Genomic DNA, 15,597 nt, shown 5'->3' with positions numbered 1-15,597 from the left:
TGGGGAAACCGTCAGGCGGTTGTGAGGAGTTCGGGTTCGCGGGGGCCGTCGGGTGCGGTGGGGGTCCGGCTGAGTGCGCCGGGCCACCAGATCTTCCGCTGGAGTGCCACGCTCGCCGAGGTCACCAGATAGGTGCGGACGAGGAAGGTGTCGAGGAGTACGCCGACGGCGATGACGAAGCCCATCTGGACCAGGCTCACCATCGGCATGTTCATCAGGACCGCGAAGGTGGCCGCGAGCACCAGGCCCGCAGAGGCGATCACCCCGCCCGTGGTGCGCAGTGCGGTGAGTGCGGCGGTTGTCGGTGCGGCGCCGGAGAGGGTCTCCTCGCGGACCCGGTGCATCAGGAAGATGCCGTAGTCGACGCCGAGTGCCACCAGGAAGACGAAGGACAGCAGCGGCAGCCCTGGGTCGGTGCCCTTCATCCCGAGGAGCGGTTCGAAGACGAGTCCGCCGATGCCGAGCGAGGCGCCCCACACCGCGACGACGGCGGCGACCAGCAGCAGCGGAGCGACGAGGCTGCGCAGCAGTGCGATCAGGATCAGCAGGACGGAGATCAGGACGAGCGGGACGACGATCCTGAGATCCCGGGCGTTGGCCGTCTCCGCGTCCATCTGCTGGGCGCTGGGCCCGCCGACGTGGCTGCCGTCCAGAAAGTCGCGCAGGGCCTCGATGGTCGCCCGCTCCCCCGCGGACTCGGGCCGGTCGGTGGCGGCGACGGACAGTTCGGTCCAGCCGCCGCCGCTGCGGCCGCGTTCGACGGCGGCGACGCCCTCGGTGGCACGGGCCTTCGCCAGGGCCGCCCCGGCCCCTTCGGTGGGGGTGATCACGGTGATCGGCTGGGTGGAGCGTCCGGGGTAGGCGGCGGCGAGGGTCTCCATCGCCACGATCGAGTCCGGCTTGCTGGAGAAGGAGTCCTCCTGCTTGAGATCGCCGGGCAGGTTGAACGTACCGAGCGCCAGCGCGCCCAGCAGTACGCCCCCGCAGGCGAGCACGGCCAGCGGCCTGCGCCCGGCCGAGCCGCCCATCGCGGCGAACAGCGAACGACGCTGCTTGGGCAGGCTGCCGTACGCGGGGACGAGCGGCCAGAACACCCGGCGGCCGAGCAGCACCAGGAGCGCCGGCAGCAGCGTCGTCATGGCGAGCAGTGCGCAGAGCACCCCGACGGCGGCGATGGGGCCCATGCCCCGGCTGCTGGTGAGGTCGGCGGCGAGGAGGCACAGCAGACCGGCGGCGACGGTGCCGGAGGAGGCGATGACCGCGGGACCGCAGCCGCGCAGGGCGGCCACCATGGCGTCGTACGGCCGGTCGATGCGAGTCAGTTCCTCCCGGTAGCGGGAGACGAGCAGCAGCGCGTAGTCGGTGCCCGCGCCGAAGACGAGGATGGTCATCACCGCGGAGCTCTGGCCGGTGACGGTGATGTCGAAGCCTCGGTCGAGTCCGTACACGACGGCCATGGACAGGGCGTCGGCGACGCCCGCGACGACGAGCGGCACCAGCCACAGCAGCGGGCTGCGGTAGATGAGGATCAGCAGGATCGCCACGACGGCGACGGTCGTATAGAGCAGCGGGCCGCCCAGGGACTCGTAGACCTTCTGCGCGTCGGCGTTCAGCGCCCCGGGGCCGCCGACATCGACGCTCAGTCCGCCGCCGCCCTCGGCGACCGCGCGCACCTCGTCGACGAAGGCGGTCCTGGCGTCGTCGTCCTGTCCCGGCTCGGTGGAGGAGACCGGGTACATCAGGGTCGTACCGTCCTCGGACGGCACGGCTCGCGGCGTCCCGGTGAGTGTGTGACTGCGGGCGACCTCGGCGGTCTGCTCGGCGGCCAGGGTCCGGTCGGCGGCGGTCAGTCCGCCGTCGCGGTGGTAGACGAGGACGAGTTCGGTGGCCTCGCCGCCGGGCAGCGCGTCCTGGATCTTCGCCACCTGGGTGGAGTCGGCGCTCGCCGGGAGGTAGTCGACGGCGCGGTTGGTCTGTACGCCGCCGAGCTTGGCCGCCAGCGGCCCGGCGAGCGCGATCACGGCGACCCAGAGGGCAAGGATCGCCCAGGGCAGCACGCGCCGCCGGTTGCGTGGCCGTGACCGCGTGCCACTTGGTTTCACTGCGGCCCTCATGACGGGCCCCCCTTTCCGCCGGGTGTCTGGTTCCTCTCCAGACTCCCGGCGGAAAGCGGACGGTACGTCGCGCCAGGGGCCGACTTCGCGGCTACTGCCACGGTGGGCGCACGGGGCCGATTACTCCCGAGGGAGTACGCGCCCGGTGCGGACGGGGCCGTTCAGGAGGGGGTACGTGCCGCTGCGGCGAGCAGCCGGGCCGTGTCCTCGGCGCAGAGCTGCAGCGCCGCGCCGACCGTGGCCAGCACCTCGCGCTCCGCCGGACCGTACGGGCCGTCGGCGAGGGCGATCCTGGCGCCCTGCAGCAGGATCGACTCGCGTCCGGCGGGGGCCAGATGCGGGGCAAGGGGTTCCAGCGCCTCGTGCAGTTCGATGGCGAGGGCCGCTCCGCAGGCCTCGGCCGCCGGGTCGAAGGCGGAGCCGTTGCCGATGTCGGCGGAGAGGACCTCGACGACGGTGGAGAGCTGTTCCTCCGTGCAGTCGTCGAATCCGGCGTCGCGCACGGTGGCGGCCGCGGTCTCCAGAACCGTACGGGAGGTGGTGCCGCCGGCCGCGAGGACGCCGAGCGCGACCGTGTGGACGGCGTCCCGGAGCAGGGCGGAGAACCGGGTGGTGGTGGGGTGGTCGAGCACATCGGTGTCGAAGTGCGCCCGGCAGGCGGCACATTCGACGACGGGGCCCGCGGTGCCGCGCCCCAGCATCGGCACGCCGAGCACCGCGAAGCGGCGACGGCCGGTGAGCCGACGGTAGTTGCGGTCGCCGCCGCAGCCGGGGCAGAAGAACTCGCCGTCACCGACGGTGTCCCAGATGGTGCGGATGCCGCAGATACGCAGCTTCATGGCGCGTTGTCCCAGGGCTGACCGCACGTCGCACACCTCCGTAACGCTCCGGCAACATTGCCGTGTGGACGTGATGTTAACCACAGTCAGGATGTGACGTCAGCACCTCGATCGTCACAACCGCCGGAGATGGCCGAACCCCGCCCCCCGGATACCGGTGGACGGGGTCTTCGGCCGTGCGACTTCATGCCCTTTCGGGCACCGGGTCAGCGGGTGGCGCGGTTGACGGCGGAGACGACCGCCTTCAGTGAGGCACGCGTGGTGTTGGCGTCGATGCCGATGCCCCACAGGACCTTTCCGTCGATCGCGCACTCGATGTACGAGGCGGCCTGGGAGCTGGCGCCCTCGCTCATGGTGTGCTCGGTGTAGTCCAGCAGACGGGCATCGATGCCGATGGCCTGCAGAGCTTCGAAGAACGCGGAGATCGGGCCGTTGCCGGTACCGGTCAGTACGGTGTCCGCGCCGTCCACGGTCGCGTCGACGGTGATCGTGTCCCGGCCGTCGGAACCGGTCGTCGTCTGCCCCGAGCGGATCTGTACGCGACCCCATTGAGCCGCAGCGTTGTCCGGGTTCGGCAGGTACTCGTCCTGGAACGTGGACCAGATCTGCGCCGGCGTGACCTCGCCGCCCTCGGCATCGGTCTTGGCCTGAATGATCCGGGAGAACTCGATCTGCATCCGGCGCGGCAGGTCCAGCTTGTGGTCGTTCTTCAGGACGTAGGCGATTCCGCCCTTGCCGGACTGCGAGTTGACCCGGATGACGGCCTCGTAACTGCGGCCGACGTCCTTCGGGTCGATCGGCAGGTACGGCACCGCCCACTCGATGTCGTCGACCGTCCTGCCCTGGGCGGCCGCGTCGGCCTCCATGGCGTCGAAGCCCTTCTTGATGGCGTCCTGGTGGGAGCCGGAGAAGGCGGTGTAGACCAGGTCGCCCGCGTAGGGGTGGCGCGGGTGGACCTCCATCTGGTTGCAGTACTCGCTGGTGCGGCGGATCTCGTCGATCTGCGAGAAGTCGATCTGCGGGTCGACACCCTGCGAGAACAGGTTCATGCCCAGGGTGACCAGGTCGACGTTGCCGGTGCGCTCGCCCTGGCCGAACAGGCAGCCCTCGATCCGGTCCGCACCGGCCATGACGGCCAGTTCGGCGGCGGCGACGGCGGTGCCGCGGTCGTTGTGCGGGTGGACCGACAGACAGACGAATTCGCGGCGCGACAGGTTGCGCGACATCCACTCGAACCGGTCCGCGTGCGTGGACGGGGTCGAACGCTCCACGGTGGCGGGCAGGTTGAGGATGATCTCGCGGCCCTCCTCCGGCTGCCAGACGTCACAGACCGCCTCGCAGACCTCCAGGGCGAAGTCCAGTTCGGTGTCGGTGAAGATCTCGGGGCTGTACTGGTAGCCGAAGATCGTCTCCGGGCCCAGCAGCTTCTCCGCGTACTCCATGACCAGCCGGGTGCCGTCCACGGCGATCTGCTTGATGTCGTCCTTCGAGCCGCGGAAGACGACCCGGCGGAAGGTGGGTGCCGTCGCGTTGTACAGGTGCACGGTCGCGCGGCGGGCGCCGACGATGGATTCGACGGTCCGCTCGATCAGGTCCTCGCGGGCCTGCGTCAGTACGGAGATCGTCACGTCCTCGGGGATCGCGCCCTCTTCGATGATGGAGCGGACGAACGCGAAGTCGGTCTCGCCGGAGGACGGGAAGCCGACCTCGATCTCCTTGTAGCCCATGCGTACGAGCAGATCGAACATCTCACGCTTGCGGGCCGGCGACATCGGGTCGATCAGCGCCTGATTGCCGTCGCGCAGATCGGTGGACAGCCAGCGGGGCGCGACGGTGATCCGGTTGTCCGGCCAGGTGCGGTCGGGGATCTCGACGGCCTCGTAGCGGCCGTACTTGTGGATCGGCATCCCGGACGGCTTCTGCAGCTGAGTCGCGTTGGTGATCGGCGTGGGGCGGCCGACGGCGTTCTCGGCGGGGCTCTGAGCGGGATTTGCGGCGGTCATGGCGTACGGCTCCTCGGGGGTCCAACCAATGGGACGGCCGACTGTGTCGCTGCAACACCAGACTCCGCGGGGAGGGGGTCGGCCTACGACTACAGGCCCTCGCCGCGGCAGCTAAGAAGAAGCAGCCCGAAACGCATGATGCGACGAGAGTAGCCGAGAGGCGTCTGATGCGGCCGTCCCGTATCAGTATGCGGGACCGGACGCCGGAAACGCCCAAGAGTGATCAATCACTCCATTTCATCAATCCTGGTCGCAACCGGTGACATCGTAATCACCCGGTGCCACAGTCGGCTCCATGCAGCCTCAGTCTCAGCACGGGTTCCGCCCCGTCTTCTGCACCATCGTGCCGCCCCATGTCCTCGACAAGCTGTCCCAGTCCGACAACCCCGATCTCGCGGGCCCCGCCCGCCGCACCCTGGAGAGCGACGCCGCCCGCCGTACCCGCCGCCAGATGGCAACGGTCGTCACCGTGCCTGTCGCCCCCGCGACCGACGGGGAGGCGTCCGACAAACCCGACCGGACGCTGTACGACTGCCGTCACCGCACCCAACTGCCCGGCACCGAGGTCCGCGCCGAGGGCCAGGAGCCGACGAAGGACGCAAGCGTCAACCGCGCGTACGCGGGACTCGGCGCCACTTTCGAACTGCTGCTCAAGGCGTACGGCCGTCGTTCGATCGACGGCAACGGGATGCCGCTGATCGGCTCCGTGCACTACGACGAGAAGTACAACAACGCCTTCTTCGACGGCGAGCAGATGGTCTTCGGCGACGGGGACGGGGAGATCTTCCTGGACTTCACCGTCGCCATCGATGTGATCGCCCATGAGCTGGCGCACGGCCTGACCCAGCACACCGCCAATCTGAGCTACTACGGCCAGTCCGGCGCACTCAACGAATCGGTGTCCGACGTCTTCGGCTCCCTGGTCAAGCAGTACTCGCTGGGCCAGAGCGCCGACCGGGCCGACTGGCTGATCGGCGCCGGGCTGCTGGCGCCCCGGGTCCAGGGCGACGCCCTGCGCTCGATGAAGGCGCCGGGAACCGCGTACGACGACGATGTCCTCGGCAAGGACCCGCAGCCCGCGTCGATGGAGGACTACGTCCACACCAGCGAGGACAACGGCGGGGTGCACCTCAACTCGGGCATCCCGAACCGCGCGTTCTATCTGCTGGCGACGGCGCTCGGCGGCAATGCGTGGGAGCGGGCCGGACAGCTCTGGTTCGATGTGCTCACAGGTGGTCAACTGGCCGTGGACGCGGACTTCGCGTCCTTCGCCCGGCTGACGGTGGCCGCGGCCCGCAGCCGCTTCGGGGAGGGCGACGAGGCGGAGGCGGTCCTGAAGGCATGGTCGGAGGTGGGCGTCCCGACCGCGTAGAACAGTTCCGGCCCGTCCGGCGATGGAGGACACCGTATGCGGATTCAGGTCAGCAGGACCGGCGGCTTCGCCGGCATCGCGCGCCACCGCGAGGTCGACACCACCGGACGGGCCGACGCCTCGGAGTGGGAGGCCCTGGCCGAATCGGCGCTCGCCGCGGGCCACCACACCCCGCCCCAGGGCGTACCGGACGGCTTCCGCTACCGGATCACGGTCGGCGACCGGACGGTCCACTGCGCGGACCCGAAATTGACCGAAGCCCAGCGCGCACTGGTCTCACGCGTCCTGAAGGAGGGCGCGTGAGAGGGGCGTACGCTGCCTGACTCCGCGGCCGGAACCCCGGCTCCGGGCCGGAAGTCCCGGACTCGGGCAACGGTCAGAACCCCAGCTTCCGCAGCTGCTTCGGGGCCCACCCGCACGGCCGCCCTCGCGCCCCTCGGCCCCAGGGGGCCTCAGCGGCTTCGGACGGCTGCGCCGGCCTCCGGCCGCCGGACTCGGGAAGCGGTCAGAACCCTAGCTTCCGCAGTTGCTTCGGGTCGCGCTGCCAGTCCTTGGCCACCTTCACATGCAGGTCCAGGAAGACCGGCGTGCCGAGCAGGGCCTCGATGTGCTTGCGCGACTTCGTGCCGACGTCCTTCAGCCGCTTGCCCTTCGGGCCGATGATGATGCCCTTCTGGCTGGGGCGCTCGATGTAGACGTTGGCGTGGATGTCGAGCAGCGGCTTGTCCGCCGGGCGATCCTCGCGCGGCAGCATCTCCTCGACGACGACCGCGATGGAGTGCGGCAGCTCGTCCCGTACGCCTTCGAGCGCGGCCTCGCGGATCAGCTCCGCGACCATGACCATCTCCGGCTCGTCGGTGAGGTCGCCCTCCGGGTAGAGCGGCGGGCTCTCCGGGAGCAGGGGGGCGATCAAATCGGCCAGCAGGCCCACCTGCTTGTCCTTCACCGCGGAGACCGGAACGATCTCGGCCCACTCGAAGCCGAGCTCCTCACCGAGGCGGGAGACGGCGAGCAGCTGTTCGGCGAGCTGCTTGGAGTCGACCAGGTCGGTCTTGGTGATGACGGCGATCTTCGGGGTCTTCTTGATGCCCGCGAGTTCCTTGACGATGTACTTGTCGCCGGGGCCGAGCTTCTGGTCGGCGGGCAGGCAGAAGCCGATGACGTCGACCTCGGCCCAGGTGGTCCGTACGACGTCGTTGAGACGCTCGCCCAGCAGCGTGCGCGGCTTGTGGAGGCCGGGGGTGTCGACGAGGATCAGCTGCGCGTCCTCGCGGTGCACGATGCCGCGCACGGTGTGCCGGGTGGTCTGGGGCCGGTTGGAGGTGATCGCCACCTTCTGGCCGACCAGAGCGTTCGTGAGGGTGGACTTGCCCGCGTTGGGGCGGCCCACGAAGCAGGCGAAACCGGCCCGGTGGGGGGCGTTGTTCGCAGCCTGCTGTGCAGCGGCTTCTGTGTCAGGTCGAACGCTCATGGCGCCCATTGTCCCCGATTCCGGCGGCCCCATCGCACCAAAGGCCCGGCGGGGCCTGTTGCGCGTCGTCTCAGGCCCTGCGGGTACGGCTCCGACGGGCCCGAATCCACATCCCCGTACCCCCGCCGACGATCACCAGCAGGACCCCGGCCACCAGCCAGGGCAGTGCGAAGTAGGAGACGGCGGCGGACTCGCGGGTGTCGCGGGCGCTCGCGGTCAGTTCTATCTCGCCCCATTCCAGCTGGGGCGCGTCGGCCCACTGTTCGGTCAGCCTGACCTGCTGGCGGGGCAGCAGTTCGGAGGGGATCTTCTTGAGATCCCGGGCGAGCAGGGTGCGGCCGAAGAGGCCCTCGGCCTTGAGAGCGACCTTGGGGTTGAGGGTGACATTGCCCCGGTTGTGGAGCGTGTACGAGACAACGGCCCGGCTCCTGCCGGTGCCCGGGACCAGTGGCTGGGTGTGCTCGACCTCGACGTCGTCGACGGAGAGCGCGGGCATGGTCGGACCGTTGATCCGCAGATAGATCCGGGCACCCACCGCCTTCTGGATGCCGACGGCGACGGCTCCCGCGTCGGCGGGGTCGATGCGTTCGTCGAGGGCGACGAGTGCGCCGGGGTGGTCGCCCGGCTCGGCGTCCTTCGGGACGGTGATGGTGACCGGGACGGTGACCGAGCCGTGCGGGCGCACGGTGACCCGTTCGCGGCCGGTCCTCGCCCAGGCGCCGACCGAGCGCTGTTTCTCGTTCTGGGCGCGGACGGCGAATCCGCCGTCGCGTGCAGTGTTGTAGGCGTCGGCCGCGTACAGCCGGAAGGTCTGCGGCCGGTCCGTCTTGTTGGTGACGGTGACCTTGTCGTCGAGCGTGGCGCCGGGGTCGGCGGAGAGGTAGAAGTACGGGCGCTGACCGGCCTGTGTGGTGGCCGGGTAGACCGACCAGCTGCCGTTGTCCGCGGCGTGGACCGCCGGGGCTCCCATCAGCATGAGGGCGCCGGCCACGAGGAGTACGTACAGCTTGCGCACGGTGCAAGGCCTCCGGGTCGGTCGGTTGGTCTCGGTTCGGGGCGGTCCGGGCGGGTGCGCGCCCGGTCCACCGGTTGATCGGGGCTGCTCGGTCACGTGAGGGTGAGGGTGAGCACGCCGGAGTAGGCGCCGGGGGCGGTGTACGCCGGTACGTTCAGCGCGAGCCGGGCGTCGACGGTGAACTCGCCGCCGGTGAAGTTTCCGTTCGGCGTGGACGCCAGCGTGGCGCCCGCGCTGCCGACCGGTCCCTCGGAACCGGCCGCACAGGTACTGGGGCTGCCGGCCTTCGTCGCGCAGACCGGGGTCCAGCCGAGTGCGGATGCGCCGATCGTCGCGCCGCCTGGACCCTTGAAGTCGGTGACCTTTCCGGTCAGGGACCAGCCGGCGGGTCCGCCGCGGTAGTCCTCGACCGTCACCGTCTGCAGGGAGCCGCGGGAGGCGCCGCCCCTCCCGAAGTCGACCGCCGACATCTCGACGGTGTCCCCGGCCTGGACCATGGACAGCGTGCCCGCCTTGACGGACGAGTTGAGCCGCTGGCTGCCGTCCGGGATCTCGCCGCCGCCACCGGTGACGGTGTAGGCCTGCGGGCCCGCGCCCTTGGCCGCGTCCCAGCTGCCGCCCTCGTAGGCGACGATTCCGGTGGTCGCCGGATCGTTGACGGTGAGCCGGCCGCTGAAGCCGCCGGAGCCGTCCGCCTTGACGGTGGCCGTGTCGGCGGTCCGGGTGTCACCGGCCCGGCCCGCGAGCGTGACGTCCGCGCCCGCGGTGAACTTCGACCCGGTCACGGCGACCGCGTCGCCCGCCTTGCCGGATGCGGTCCCGAGCTGGATGGCACGCTCGTTGACCTGGCCGCCGCCGTCCGTCGCGATGATCGTCTCGGAGACGGGAGCGGGCGGATTCGTCACCGTGCAGGGGGTGTCCAGCTCCATGATGTAGCTGGTGTGGATGTTGTAGTCGCCGGGCGACAGCGTGATCTGACCGGGTGCGGTGACCGTGAAGGTGCCGGTCATCGAGAACGGCGGGAATTCGCCCTTGCCGGGTACGGGGCCGTTCTTCTTCGGGCCCGCGACGGTGACGCTCGCGGACTGCGCACCGCCGACGGTGACCTTGCCGGTCGGCGTCATGATGTCGGCGGGCAGCGCCAGATCGACCGGGTTGCTCGCGGCCGGTTTGACGACGGTGTACGTGACCGTGACCGTGTCGCCCACCTCCGGGGCGGCGTTGTCGACGGTGATCTCGGCCTTCGTGGTCCCGTCGATCGGCGGGATGCCCGCGATGGCCGGCGGAATGCAGTGGGTGGGAAAGTCCACCGGTACGGAGGCCGTCGCCATGGCCTGTGCGGGGCCTGCGAGTCCCCCTCCCCCGGCGACGACGAGCGCGCCCACGCCCAGCGCGGCGGCCCAGCGGCGGCCGCGCGCGGGACGTTTTCGGAAATCGGATCTATGCAGGCTGATTCTTCGAACGGTCGGACGCATGGAGCCCCCTCCTGCCGGATGCGGCGCAGCGGCTCTTCTGCGCCGACAGGGGGCCCATTGACGACTCCGGCCGAAAAGAAGTCAATGGAAGCGAAATGCGCCGACTGATGGACCATCAGATGCTGTCAAGATCCTCATTCCCCTCACATGGTGTGCGAACACCCCGCGCCGGTGAGGTGCGGGGCGTTCGTACACGGTGTGTGGATTCTGTCGACGTCAGCCCGCCGTCACGCTGACCCGCAGCGTGCCGTCGGGTCCGGCAAGCAGTACCGGCGTGTCCGGGCCGCCCAGGTCCCGTACCGCGGCGCGGTCCGCGTCCGACGGGGTCTGCACCTCGGAGACGACCGCGGCCGCCTCCAGCGAGGTGGCGCCGCTGGCCACGGCCATCGCCACGGCGGTCTGCAACGCGCTGAGCTTCAGCGACTCCAGCTGCACGGTGCCCGCGACGTACGTACGTCCGGTCTCGTCCCGTACGGCCGCGCCCTCCGGGACACCGTTGCGGGCGCGGGCGCTGCGCGCCAGCGTGACGATCTTGCGGTCCTCGGGGCCGAGGTCGGTGCTCTCAGTCATGTGCCGAGCATACGAACCGGAGGACTCGTTCCCCGCCCCGCCCCACTCCTGCGGGGACCTACGCCCGGTCCAGCCGCAGCCGTTCCGCCTTCGGCAGCCCCGCCACCACCAGGTCGTAGGAGTCCTCGATCAGCTCACGGAGCACCCGGTCCGGCACCCCGGACACCGTCACCGTGTTCCAGTGCCGCTTGTTCATGTGCCAGCCCGGCACCACCGCGTCGTACTCCTCCCGCAGCCGCACCGCCTCGTCCGGATCGCACTTGAGGTTCACCGTCAGCGGTCGCGCATCCAGCGCGGTGAGCGCGAACATCTTGCCGAGCACCTTGAAGACGGACGTCTCCGGCCCGAACGGGAACTCCTCGACGCCCGCATTGAACTCCAGGCAGAACGCTCTCAGCTGCTGCGGAGTCACCCCGCGTCCACCCCCTGGGGCCCCACGGGCTCCACCAGCACCGTGACGATCTTGTTCCGGCGGCCCGCCGGAGACTCCGCGGTCAGCCGCAGCCGGCGGCCGTCCGGCAGGTCGACGACCGACGACGCCCCGGCGATCGGCACCCGGCCCAGCGCCTTCGCGAGCAGTCCGCCGACCGTTTCCACATCCTCGTCGTCGTACTCGTCGAGGCCGAACAGCTCCCCGAGGTCGCCGATGTCGAGGCGCGCGGTCACCCGGAAGCAGCCGTCCTCCAGCTCCTGGACGGGCGGGAGTTCGCGGTCGTACTCGTCGGTGATCTCGCCGACGATCTCTTCGAGGATGTCCTCGATGGTGACGATGCCCGCCGTGCCGCCGTACTCGTCGATCACGACGGCGACATGGCTGCGGTCCTGCTGCATCTCGCGCAGCAGATCGCCGGCATTCTTCGTGTCGGGCACGAACGCCGCCGGCCGCATCGCCGTGGAGACCGGATCGGCCTCCGACTCGCGGTTGATGTGCGTCTTGCGGACCAGGTCCTTGAGGTACACGATGCCGACGATGTCGTCCTCGTTCTCCCCGGTGACGGGGATCCGCGAGAAACCGGAGCGCAGCGCCAGGGTCAGCGCCTGCCGGATCGTCTTGTAGCGCTCGATGCAGACCAGGTCGGTCCGCGGCACCATGACCTCGCGTACGAGCGTGTCACCGAGCTCGAAGACCGAGTGCACCATGCGGCGCTCCTCGTCCTCGATGAGCGACTCCTGCTCGGCGAGGTCGACCATCGCCCGCAGTTCGGCCTCGCTGGCGAACGGTCCCTTGCGGAACCCCTTGCCCGGCGTCAACGCGTTGCCGATGAGGATCAGCAGCTGCGGGACGGGGCCCATGACCCTGGCGAGCGGCAGCAGGACGTACGCCGCCGCCGTGGCCGTGTTCAGCGGGTGCTGGCGGCCGATGGTGCGCGGCGACACACCGATGGCGACATAGGAGACGAGAACCATCACGGCCATGGCGACGGCCAGTGCCTCCCAGGTCTCCGGGAACTCCTTCAGACAGACGTACGTGACGAGCACACCGGCCGACATCTCGCAGGCGACCCGCACCAGCAGGGCGACATTGAGATAGCGGGTCGGATCAGCCGCGACCTGTTCCAGCTTCTGGCTGCCACGCCGGCCGGAACGGACCGCCTCGGCGGCCCGGAAGCTGGACGTACGGGCGATGCCCGCCTCCGCACAGGCCGCCAGCCAGCCGACGACGACCAGCAGGACGGCACCCAGGACGAGGGGAACGCTCACGACACGGTGGGCGCGGGCGACGGGCCGGTCAGGCCGTGCTCGGCGCGCCAGCCGTCGACGATCGCGGCCTGGAGACCGAACATCTCGGCCTTCTCGTCCGGCTCCTCGTGGTCGTACCCGAGGAGATGCAGCACTCCGTGGACGGTGAGGAGCTGGAGCTCCTCGTCCATGGAGTGCTGCGTCTGAGCGTCCTCGCCCTGCTTCTTGGCGACTTCCGGGCAGAGCACGATGTCACCGAGGAGCCCCTGCGGGGGCTCCTCGTCGTCCTTGGACGGCGGACGGAGTTCGTCCATCGGGAAGGACATGACATCCGTGGGTCCCGGCAGGTCCATCCACTGGATGTGGAGCTGCTCCATGGCGTCGGTGTCCACCACGATCACCGAGAGTTCGGAAAGCGGGTGGATCCGCATCCGCGCGAGCGCGTAGCGGGCGATGTCGAGGATCGCCTGCTCGTCGACCTCGGTTCCGGACTCGTTGTTGACGTCGATCGACATGGTGCGCTGCGACTACTTCCGTTTGTGGCTGTCTCGGCTGTCGTACTTTTCGTACGCGTCGACGATACGGCCGACCAGCTTGTGCCGGACGACATCCTGGGAGGTGAGCCGGGAGAAGTGCACGTCCTCGACGCCGTCCAGGATGTCCTGGACCTGACGCAGACCGCTCTTGGTCCCGTTCGGCAGGTCGACCTGGGTGACGTCACCGGTGACGACGATCTTCGAGTCGAAGCCGAGCCGGGTCAGGAACATCTTCATCTGCTCGGCGCTGGTGTTCTGCGCCTCGTCGAGAATGATGAACGCGTCATTGAGCGTGCGGCCGCGCATGTACGCCAGGGGCGCGACCTCGATCGTGCCCGCCGCCATCAGCCGCGGGATCGAGTCGGGGTCGAGCATGTCGTGGAGCGCGTCGTAGAGCGGACGCAGGTAGGGGTCGATCTTCTCGTAGAGCGTGCCCGGCAGGAAGCCGAGCCGCTCGCCCGCCTCGACGGCGGGGCGGGTCAGGATGATCCGGTTGACCTGCTTGGACTGCAGGGCCTGGACCGCCTTCGCCATGGCGAGATAGGTCTTGCCGGTGCCCGCGGGGCCGATGCCGAAGACGACCGTGTGCTTGTCGATGGCGTCGACGTACCGCTTCTGGTTGAGCGTCTTGGGGCGGATCGTGCGACCGCGGCTGGAGAGGATGTTCTGGGTGAGCACCTCGGCCGGTGTCTCCGGGCCGTCCCCCTCGCCGCTCTCCGTCGCCCTCAGCATGGCGATCGAGCGTTCCACTGCGTCCTCCGTCATCGGCTGACCGGTGCGGAGCACCAGCATCATCTCGTCGAACAGGCGCTGGATCAGGGCGACTTCCGTCGCGTCTCCGGCGGCGCTGACCTCATTTCCCCGGACATGGATGTCGGCCGCCGGGAAGGCCGTCTCGATCACGCGCAGCAGGGCGTCACCTGAGCCCAGAACGGTCACCATCGGATGCTTGGCCGGAACGGTGAACTGGGCTCGTGCCTGCCCCGGCGCGGGGGTCTGGGCTGTGGATGTCTGAGTCATGGGCCGGCTCTGTGGCCTGCACATACCTCCCGTTGCAAGGTTCTCGCCGATCGACAACCTCTGGATTACCAAGCGTACGACTCCGCACCGACAACACCGAGGGCTTTTTCGCACAGGCTGCGAACACATGTGCCCGGGGTTACGCCGGTCGGCGGAAGCCGATCGTCGGGACGGCCCTGCGCAGCGGCCACGGCCGGGCCGCCGCGGGCAGCAGTTCCTCCAGGAACGCGTATCGCTGGAGCGCCGCCGGGTCCTGGTCGGCGAAGGTGCGGACCTGCTGCCACCAGGCGGCGATCTCCTCCCAGTCCGGCGCCGACAGCGATCCGCCGAACTCCTGCACCGAGAGCGCCGCGGTGAGTCCGGCGAAGGCCAGCCGGTCGGCCAGCGGCCAGTCCGCCAGGGTGCCGGTGACGAATCCGGCGACGAAGACATCGCCCGCCCCGGTCGGGTCCAGCGCCTCGACCTCGATCGCGGGCACCTCGGCGCTCGCCCCGGTCGCCGCGTCCACCGCGTACGCGCCCTCCGCGCCCAGGGTGACCACGGCGAGCGGCACCCGCTCGGTCAGGGCGTGGGCGGCGGCCCGCGGGCAGTCGGTGCGGGTGTAGCGCATCGCCTCCTCGGCGTTGGGCAGGAAGGCCTGGCAGTGCTCCAGGTCGACGAGGGCGTCCAGGTCCCAGCGGCCGGTCTCGTCCCAGCCGACGTCGGCGAAGATCCGGGCGCCGTTCCTGGCCGCCTTGGCGACCCAGGGCTCGCTGCGGCCGGGGACGAGCGAGGCGATGGCGGCCCGGGCACGGGGCGGGCAGCTCGGGAACACGGGCTCCTCGGCGGGGATCGCGACGCCGGGGGTGCCCGCGGGACCCGGGGCCTCGTGGCCGTGCGAGACCATCGTCCGCTCGCCCTCGTACGCCATCGAGACGGTCACCGGCGAGTGCCAGCCGGGGACGGTGTGCGACATCGACAGATCGATGCCCTCGCCCTGCTCCAGGGCGTCCCAGCAGTACTCCCCGTAGTGGTCGTCGCCGAACGCCGCGGCCAGTGAGGTGTGCAGTCCCAGCCGGGCCAGCGCGGTGGCCATGTTGGCGACCCCGCCGGGGCTGGAGCCCATGCCGCGCGCCCAGGTCTCGGTGCCGCGCACCGGGGCGCTGTCCAGGCCGGTGAAGATGATGTCGAGGAAGACCGTGCCGGTGAGGAAGACGTCGCAGGCCGGGTCCTGCGGGGCGCGCAGCCCGACCAGTGGGTCGATGCCTGGAATGTCTGTGCTCACCTTGCACTCCCCGGTCGTGGCAGATCTGGCCAGTGTGCCCGATTCACCCGCGTAACCGGAGGGTCCGCGCCGCCGCTCCCGGAGGGTCGGCAACGACCCCGCGCACACAGATGCTGACCTGCATAAACGGCAGCTGCTACCCGGACGTTCGAAGGGTAAACGCATATGTGGCCCGGATCACACAGGGGTGCCTTTCGGTCACCCTGAAGCAGTTGATACAAATTGGCCCGCGAGCCCC

General features: G+C 70.0%; 14 protein-coding genes. 2 read left to right on the top strand and 12 right to left on the bottom strand.

Annotation, left to right across the window (positions count from 1 at the left end):
- Positions 1-11: 11 nt before the first annotated feature.
- The 3 genes from NRF20_RS30680 to leuA all read right to left on the bottom strand — a co-directional run bounded on the left by NRF20_RS30680 (position 12) and on the right by leuA (position 4,956).
- Positions 12-2,114 carry an MMPL family transporter gene (locus NRF20_RS30680; RefSeq protein WP_413753683.1) on the bottom strand — a complete coding sequence of 701 codons (2,103 nt, stop codon included), beginning with the start codon at positions 2,112-2,114 and terminating at the stop codon, positions 12-14.
- Between the two features lie 161 nt (positions 2,115-2,275).
- A complete protein-coding gene (locus tag NRF20_RS30675) occupies positions 2,276-2,953 on the bottom strand; it encodes a TerB family tellurite resistance protein (RefSeq protein ID WP_398628674.1) in 678 nt (225 codons plus the stop codon).
- 206 nt (positions 2,954-3,159) lie between these two features.
- Positions 3,160-4,956 carry a 2-isopropylmalate synthase gene (gene leuA, locus NRF20_RS30670; RefSeq protein ID WP_413753682.1) on the bottom strand — a complete coding sequence of 599 codons (1,797 nt, stop codon included), beginning with the start codon at positions 4,954-4,956 and terminating at the stop codon, positions 3,160-3,162.
- Between the two features lie 295 nt (positions 4,957-5,251).
- Between leuA and NRF20_RS30665 the strand changes: the two genes are divergently transcribed.
- Both NRF20_RS30665 and NRF20_RS30660 read left to right on the top strand, forming a co-directional pair.
- Entirely contained in the window at positions 5,252-6,328 is a 1,077-nt protein-coding gene (locus NRF20_RS30665) for a M4 family metallopeptidase (protein ID WP_398628676.1), read from the top strand.
- A gap of 36 nt (positions 6,329-6,364) precedes the next feature.
- The gene (locus tag NRF20_RS30660; protein ID WP_093897105.1) at positions 6,365-6,631 is read left to right on the top strand and encodes a protealysin inhibitor emfourin; all 267 of its coding nucleotides are present in this window, start codon (positions 6,365-6,367) and stop codon (positions 6,629-6,631) included.
- Between the two features lie 202 nt (positions 6,632-6,833).
- Here the strand turns inward: NRF20_RS30660 and era are convergent, their stop codons facing one another.
- From era to NRF20_RS30615, 9 genes are all read right to left on the bottom strand, one after another.
- Positions 6,834-7,808 (bottom strand): GTPase Era, encoded by a 975-nt coding sequence (era, locus tag NRF20_RS30655; RefSeq protein ID WP_266361616.1) that lies wholly within the window; start codon positions 7,806-7,808, stop codon positions 6,834-6,836.
- A 61-nt stretch (positions 7,809-7,869) separates the two neighbouring features.
- Entirely contained in the window at positions 7,870-8,814 is a 945-nt protein-coding gene (locus NRF20_RS30650) for a WxL protein peptidoglycan domain-containing protein (RefSeq protein WP_413753681.1), read from the bottom strand.
- A gap of 92 nt (positions 8,815-8,906) precedes the next feature.
- Positions 8,907-10,289 carry a beta-xylosidase gene (locus NRF20_RS30645; protein ID WP_398628678.1) on the bottom strand — a complete coding sequence of 461 codons (1,383 nt, stop codon included), beginning with the start codon at positions 10,287-10,289 and terminating at the stop codon, positions 8,907-8,909.
- 216 nt (positions 10,290-10,505) lie between these two features.
- The gene (locus NRF20_RS30640) at positions 10,506-10,859 is read right to left on the bottom strand and encodes a cytidine deaminase (protein WP_398628679.1); all 354 of its coding nucleotides are present in this window, start codon (positions 10,857-10,859) and stop codon (positions 10,506-10,508) included.
- Between the two features lie 58 nt (positions 10,860-10,917).
- A complete protein-coding gene (locus NRF20_RS30635; RefSeq protein WP_398628680.1) occupies positions 10,918-11,271 on the bottom strand; it encodes an MmcQ/YjbR family DNA-binding protein in 354 nt (117 codons plus the stop codon).
- A complete protein-coding gene (locus NRF20_RS30630; protein ID WP_266361611.1) occupies positions 11,268-12,560 on the bottom strand; it encodes a hemolysin family protein in 1,293 nt (430 codons plus the stop codon). The genes NRF20_RS30635 and NRF20_RS30630 overlap by 4 nt, the downstream gene beginning before the upstream one ends.
- Positions 12,557-13,054 carry an rRNA maturation RNase YbeY gene (ybeY, locus tag NRF20_RS30625; RefSeq protein WP_093897100.1) on the bottom strand — a complete coding sequence of 166 codons (498 nt, stop codon included), beginning with the start codon at positions 13,052-13,054 and terminating at the stop codon, positions 12,557-12,559. The genes NRF20_RS30630 and ybeY overlap by 4 nt, the downstream gene beginning before the upstream one ends.
- Before the next feature lie 12 nt (positions 13,055-13,066).
- Positions 13,067-14,095 (bottom strand): PhoH family protein, encoded by a 1,029-nt coding sequence (locus NRF20_RS30620; RefSeq protein ID WP_266361610.1) that lies wholly within the window; start codon positions 14,093-14,095, stop codon positions 13,067-13,069.
- A gap of 139 nt (positions 14,096-14,234) precedes the next feature.
- Entirely contained in the window at positions 14,235-15,359 is a 1,125-nt protein-coding gene (locus NRF20_RS30615) for a carbohydrate kinase family protein (protein WP_398628681.1), read from the bottom strand.
- Between the last annotated feature and the right edge of the window lie 238 nt (positions 15,360-15,597).

The sequence above is a fragment of the Streptomyces sp. R-74717 genome (assembly GCF_047305335.1).
Classification (GTDB): domain Bacteria; phylum Actinomycetota; class Actinomycetes; order Streptomycetales; family Streptomycetaceae; genus Streptomyces; species Streptomyces atratus.
The sequence above is the reverse complement of the archived record's forward strand: the minus strand, read 5'-3'. Positions and strand labels throughout refer to the sequence as shown.

Excerpts from the sequence above, each read along its gene's own strand:
- NRF20_RS30680 (WP_413753683.1), bottom strand. The coding sequence starts at position 2,114 with ATGAGGGCCGCAGTGAAACCAAGTGGCACGCGGTCACGGCCACGCAAC.
- NRF20_RS30675 (WP_398628674.1), bottom strand. The coding sequence starts at position 2,953 with ATGAAGCTGCGTATCTGCGGCATCCGCACCATCTGGGACACCGTCGGT.
- leuA (WP_413753682.1), bottom strand. The coding sequence starts at position 4,956 with ATGACCGCCGCAAATCCCGCTCAGAGCCCCGCCGAGAACGCCGTCGGC.
- NRF20_RS30665 (WP_398628676.1), top strand. The coding sequence starts at position 5,252 with ATGCAGCCTCAGTCTCAGCACGGGTTCCGCCCCGTCTTCTGCACCATC.
- NRF20_RS30660 (WP_093897105.1), top strand. The coding sequence starts at position 6,365 with ATGCGGATTCAGGTCAGCAGGACCGGCGGCTTCGCCGGCATCGCGCGC.
- era (WP_266361616.1), bottom strand. The coding sequence starts at position 7,808 with ATGGGCGCCATGAGCGTTCGACCTGACACAGAAGCCGCTGCACAGCAG.
- NRF20_RS30645 (WP_398628678.1), bottom strand. The coding sequence starts at position 10,289 with ATGCGTCCGACCGTTCGAAGAATCAGCCTGCATAGATCCGATTTCCGA.
- NRF20_RS30640 (WP_398628679.1), bottom strand. The coding sequence starts at position 10,859 with ATGACTGAGAGCACCGACCTCGGCCCCGAGGACCGCAAGATCGTCACG.
- ybeY (WP_093897100.1), bottom strand. The coding sequence starts at position 13,054 with ATGTCGATCGACGTCAACAACGAGTCCGGAACCGAGGTCGACGAGCAG.
- NRF20_RS30620 (WP_266361610.1), bottom strand. The coding sequence starts at position 14,095 with ATGACTCAGACATCCACAGCCCAGACCCCCGCGCCGGGGCAGGCACGA.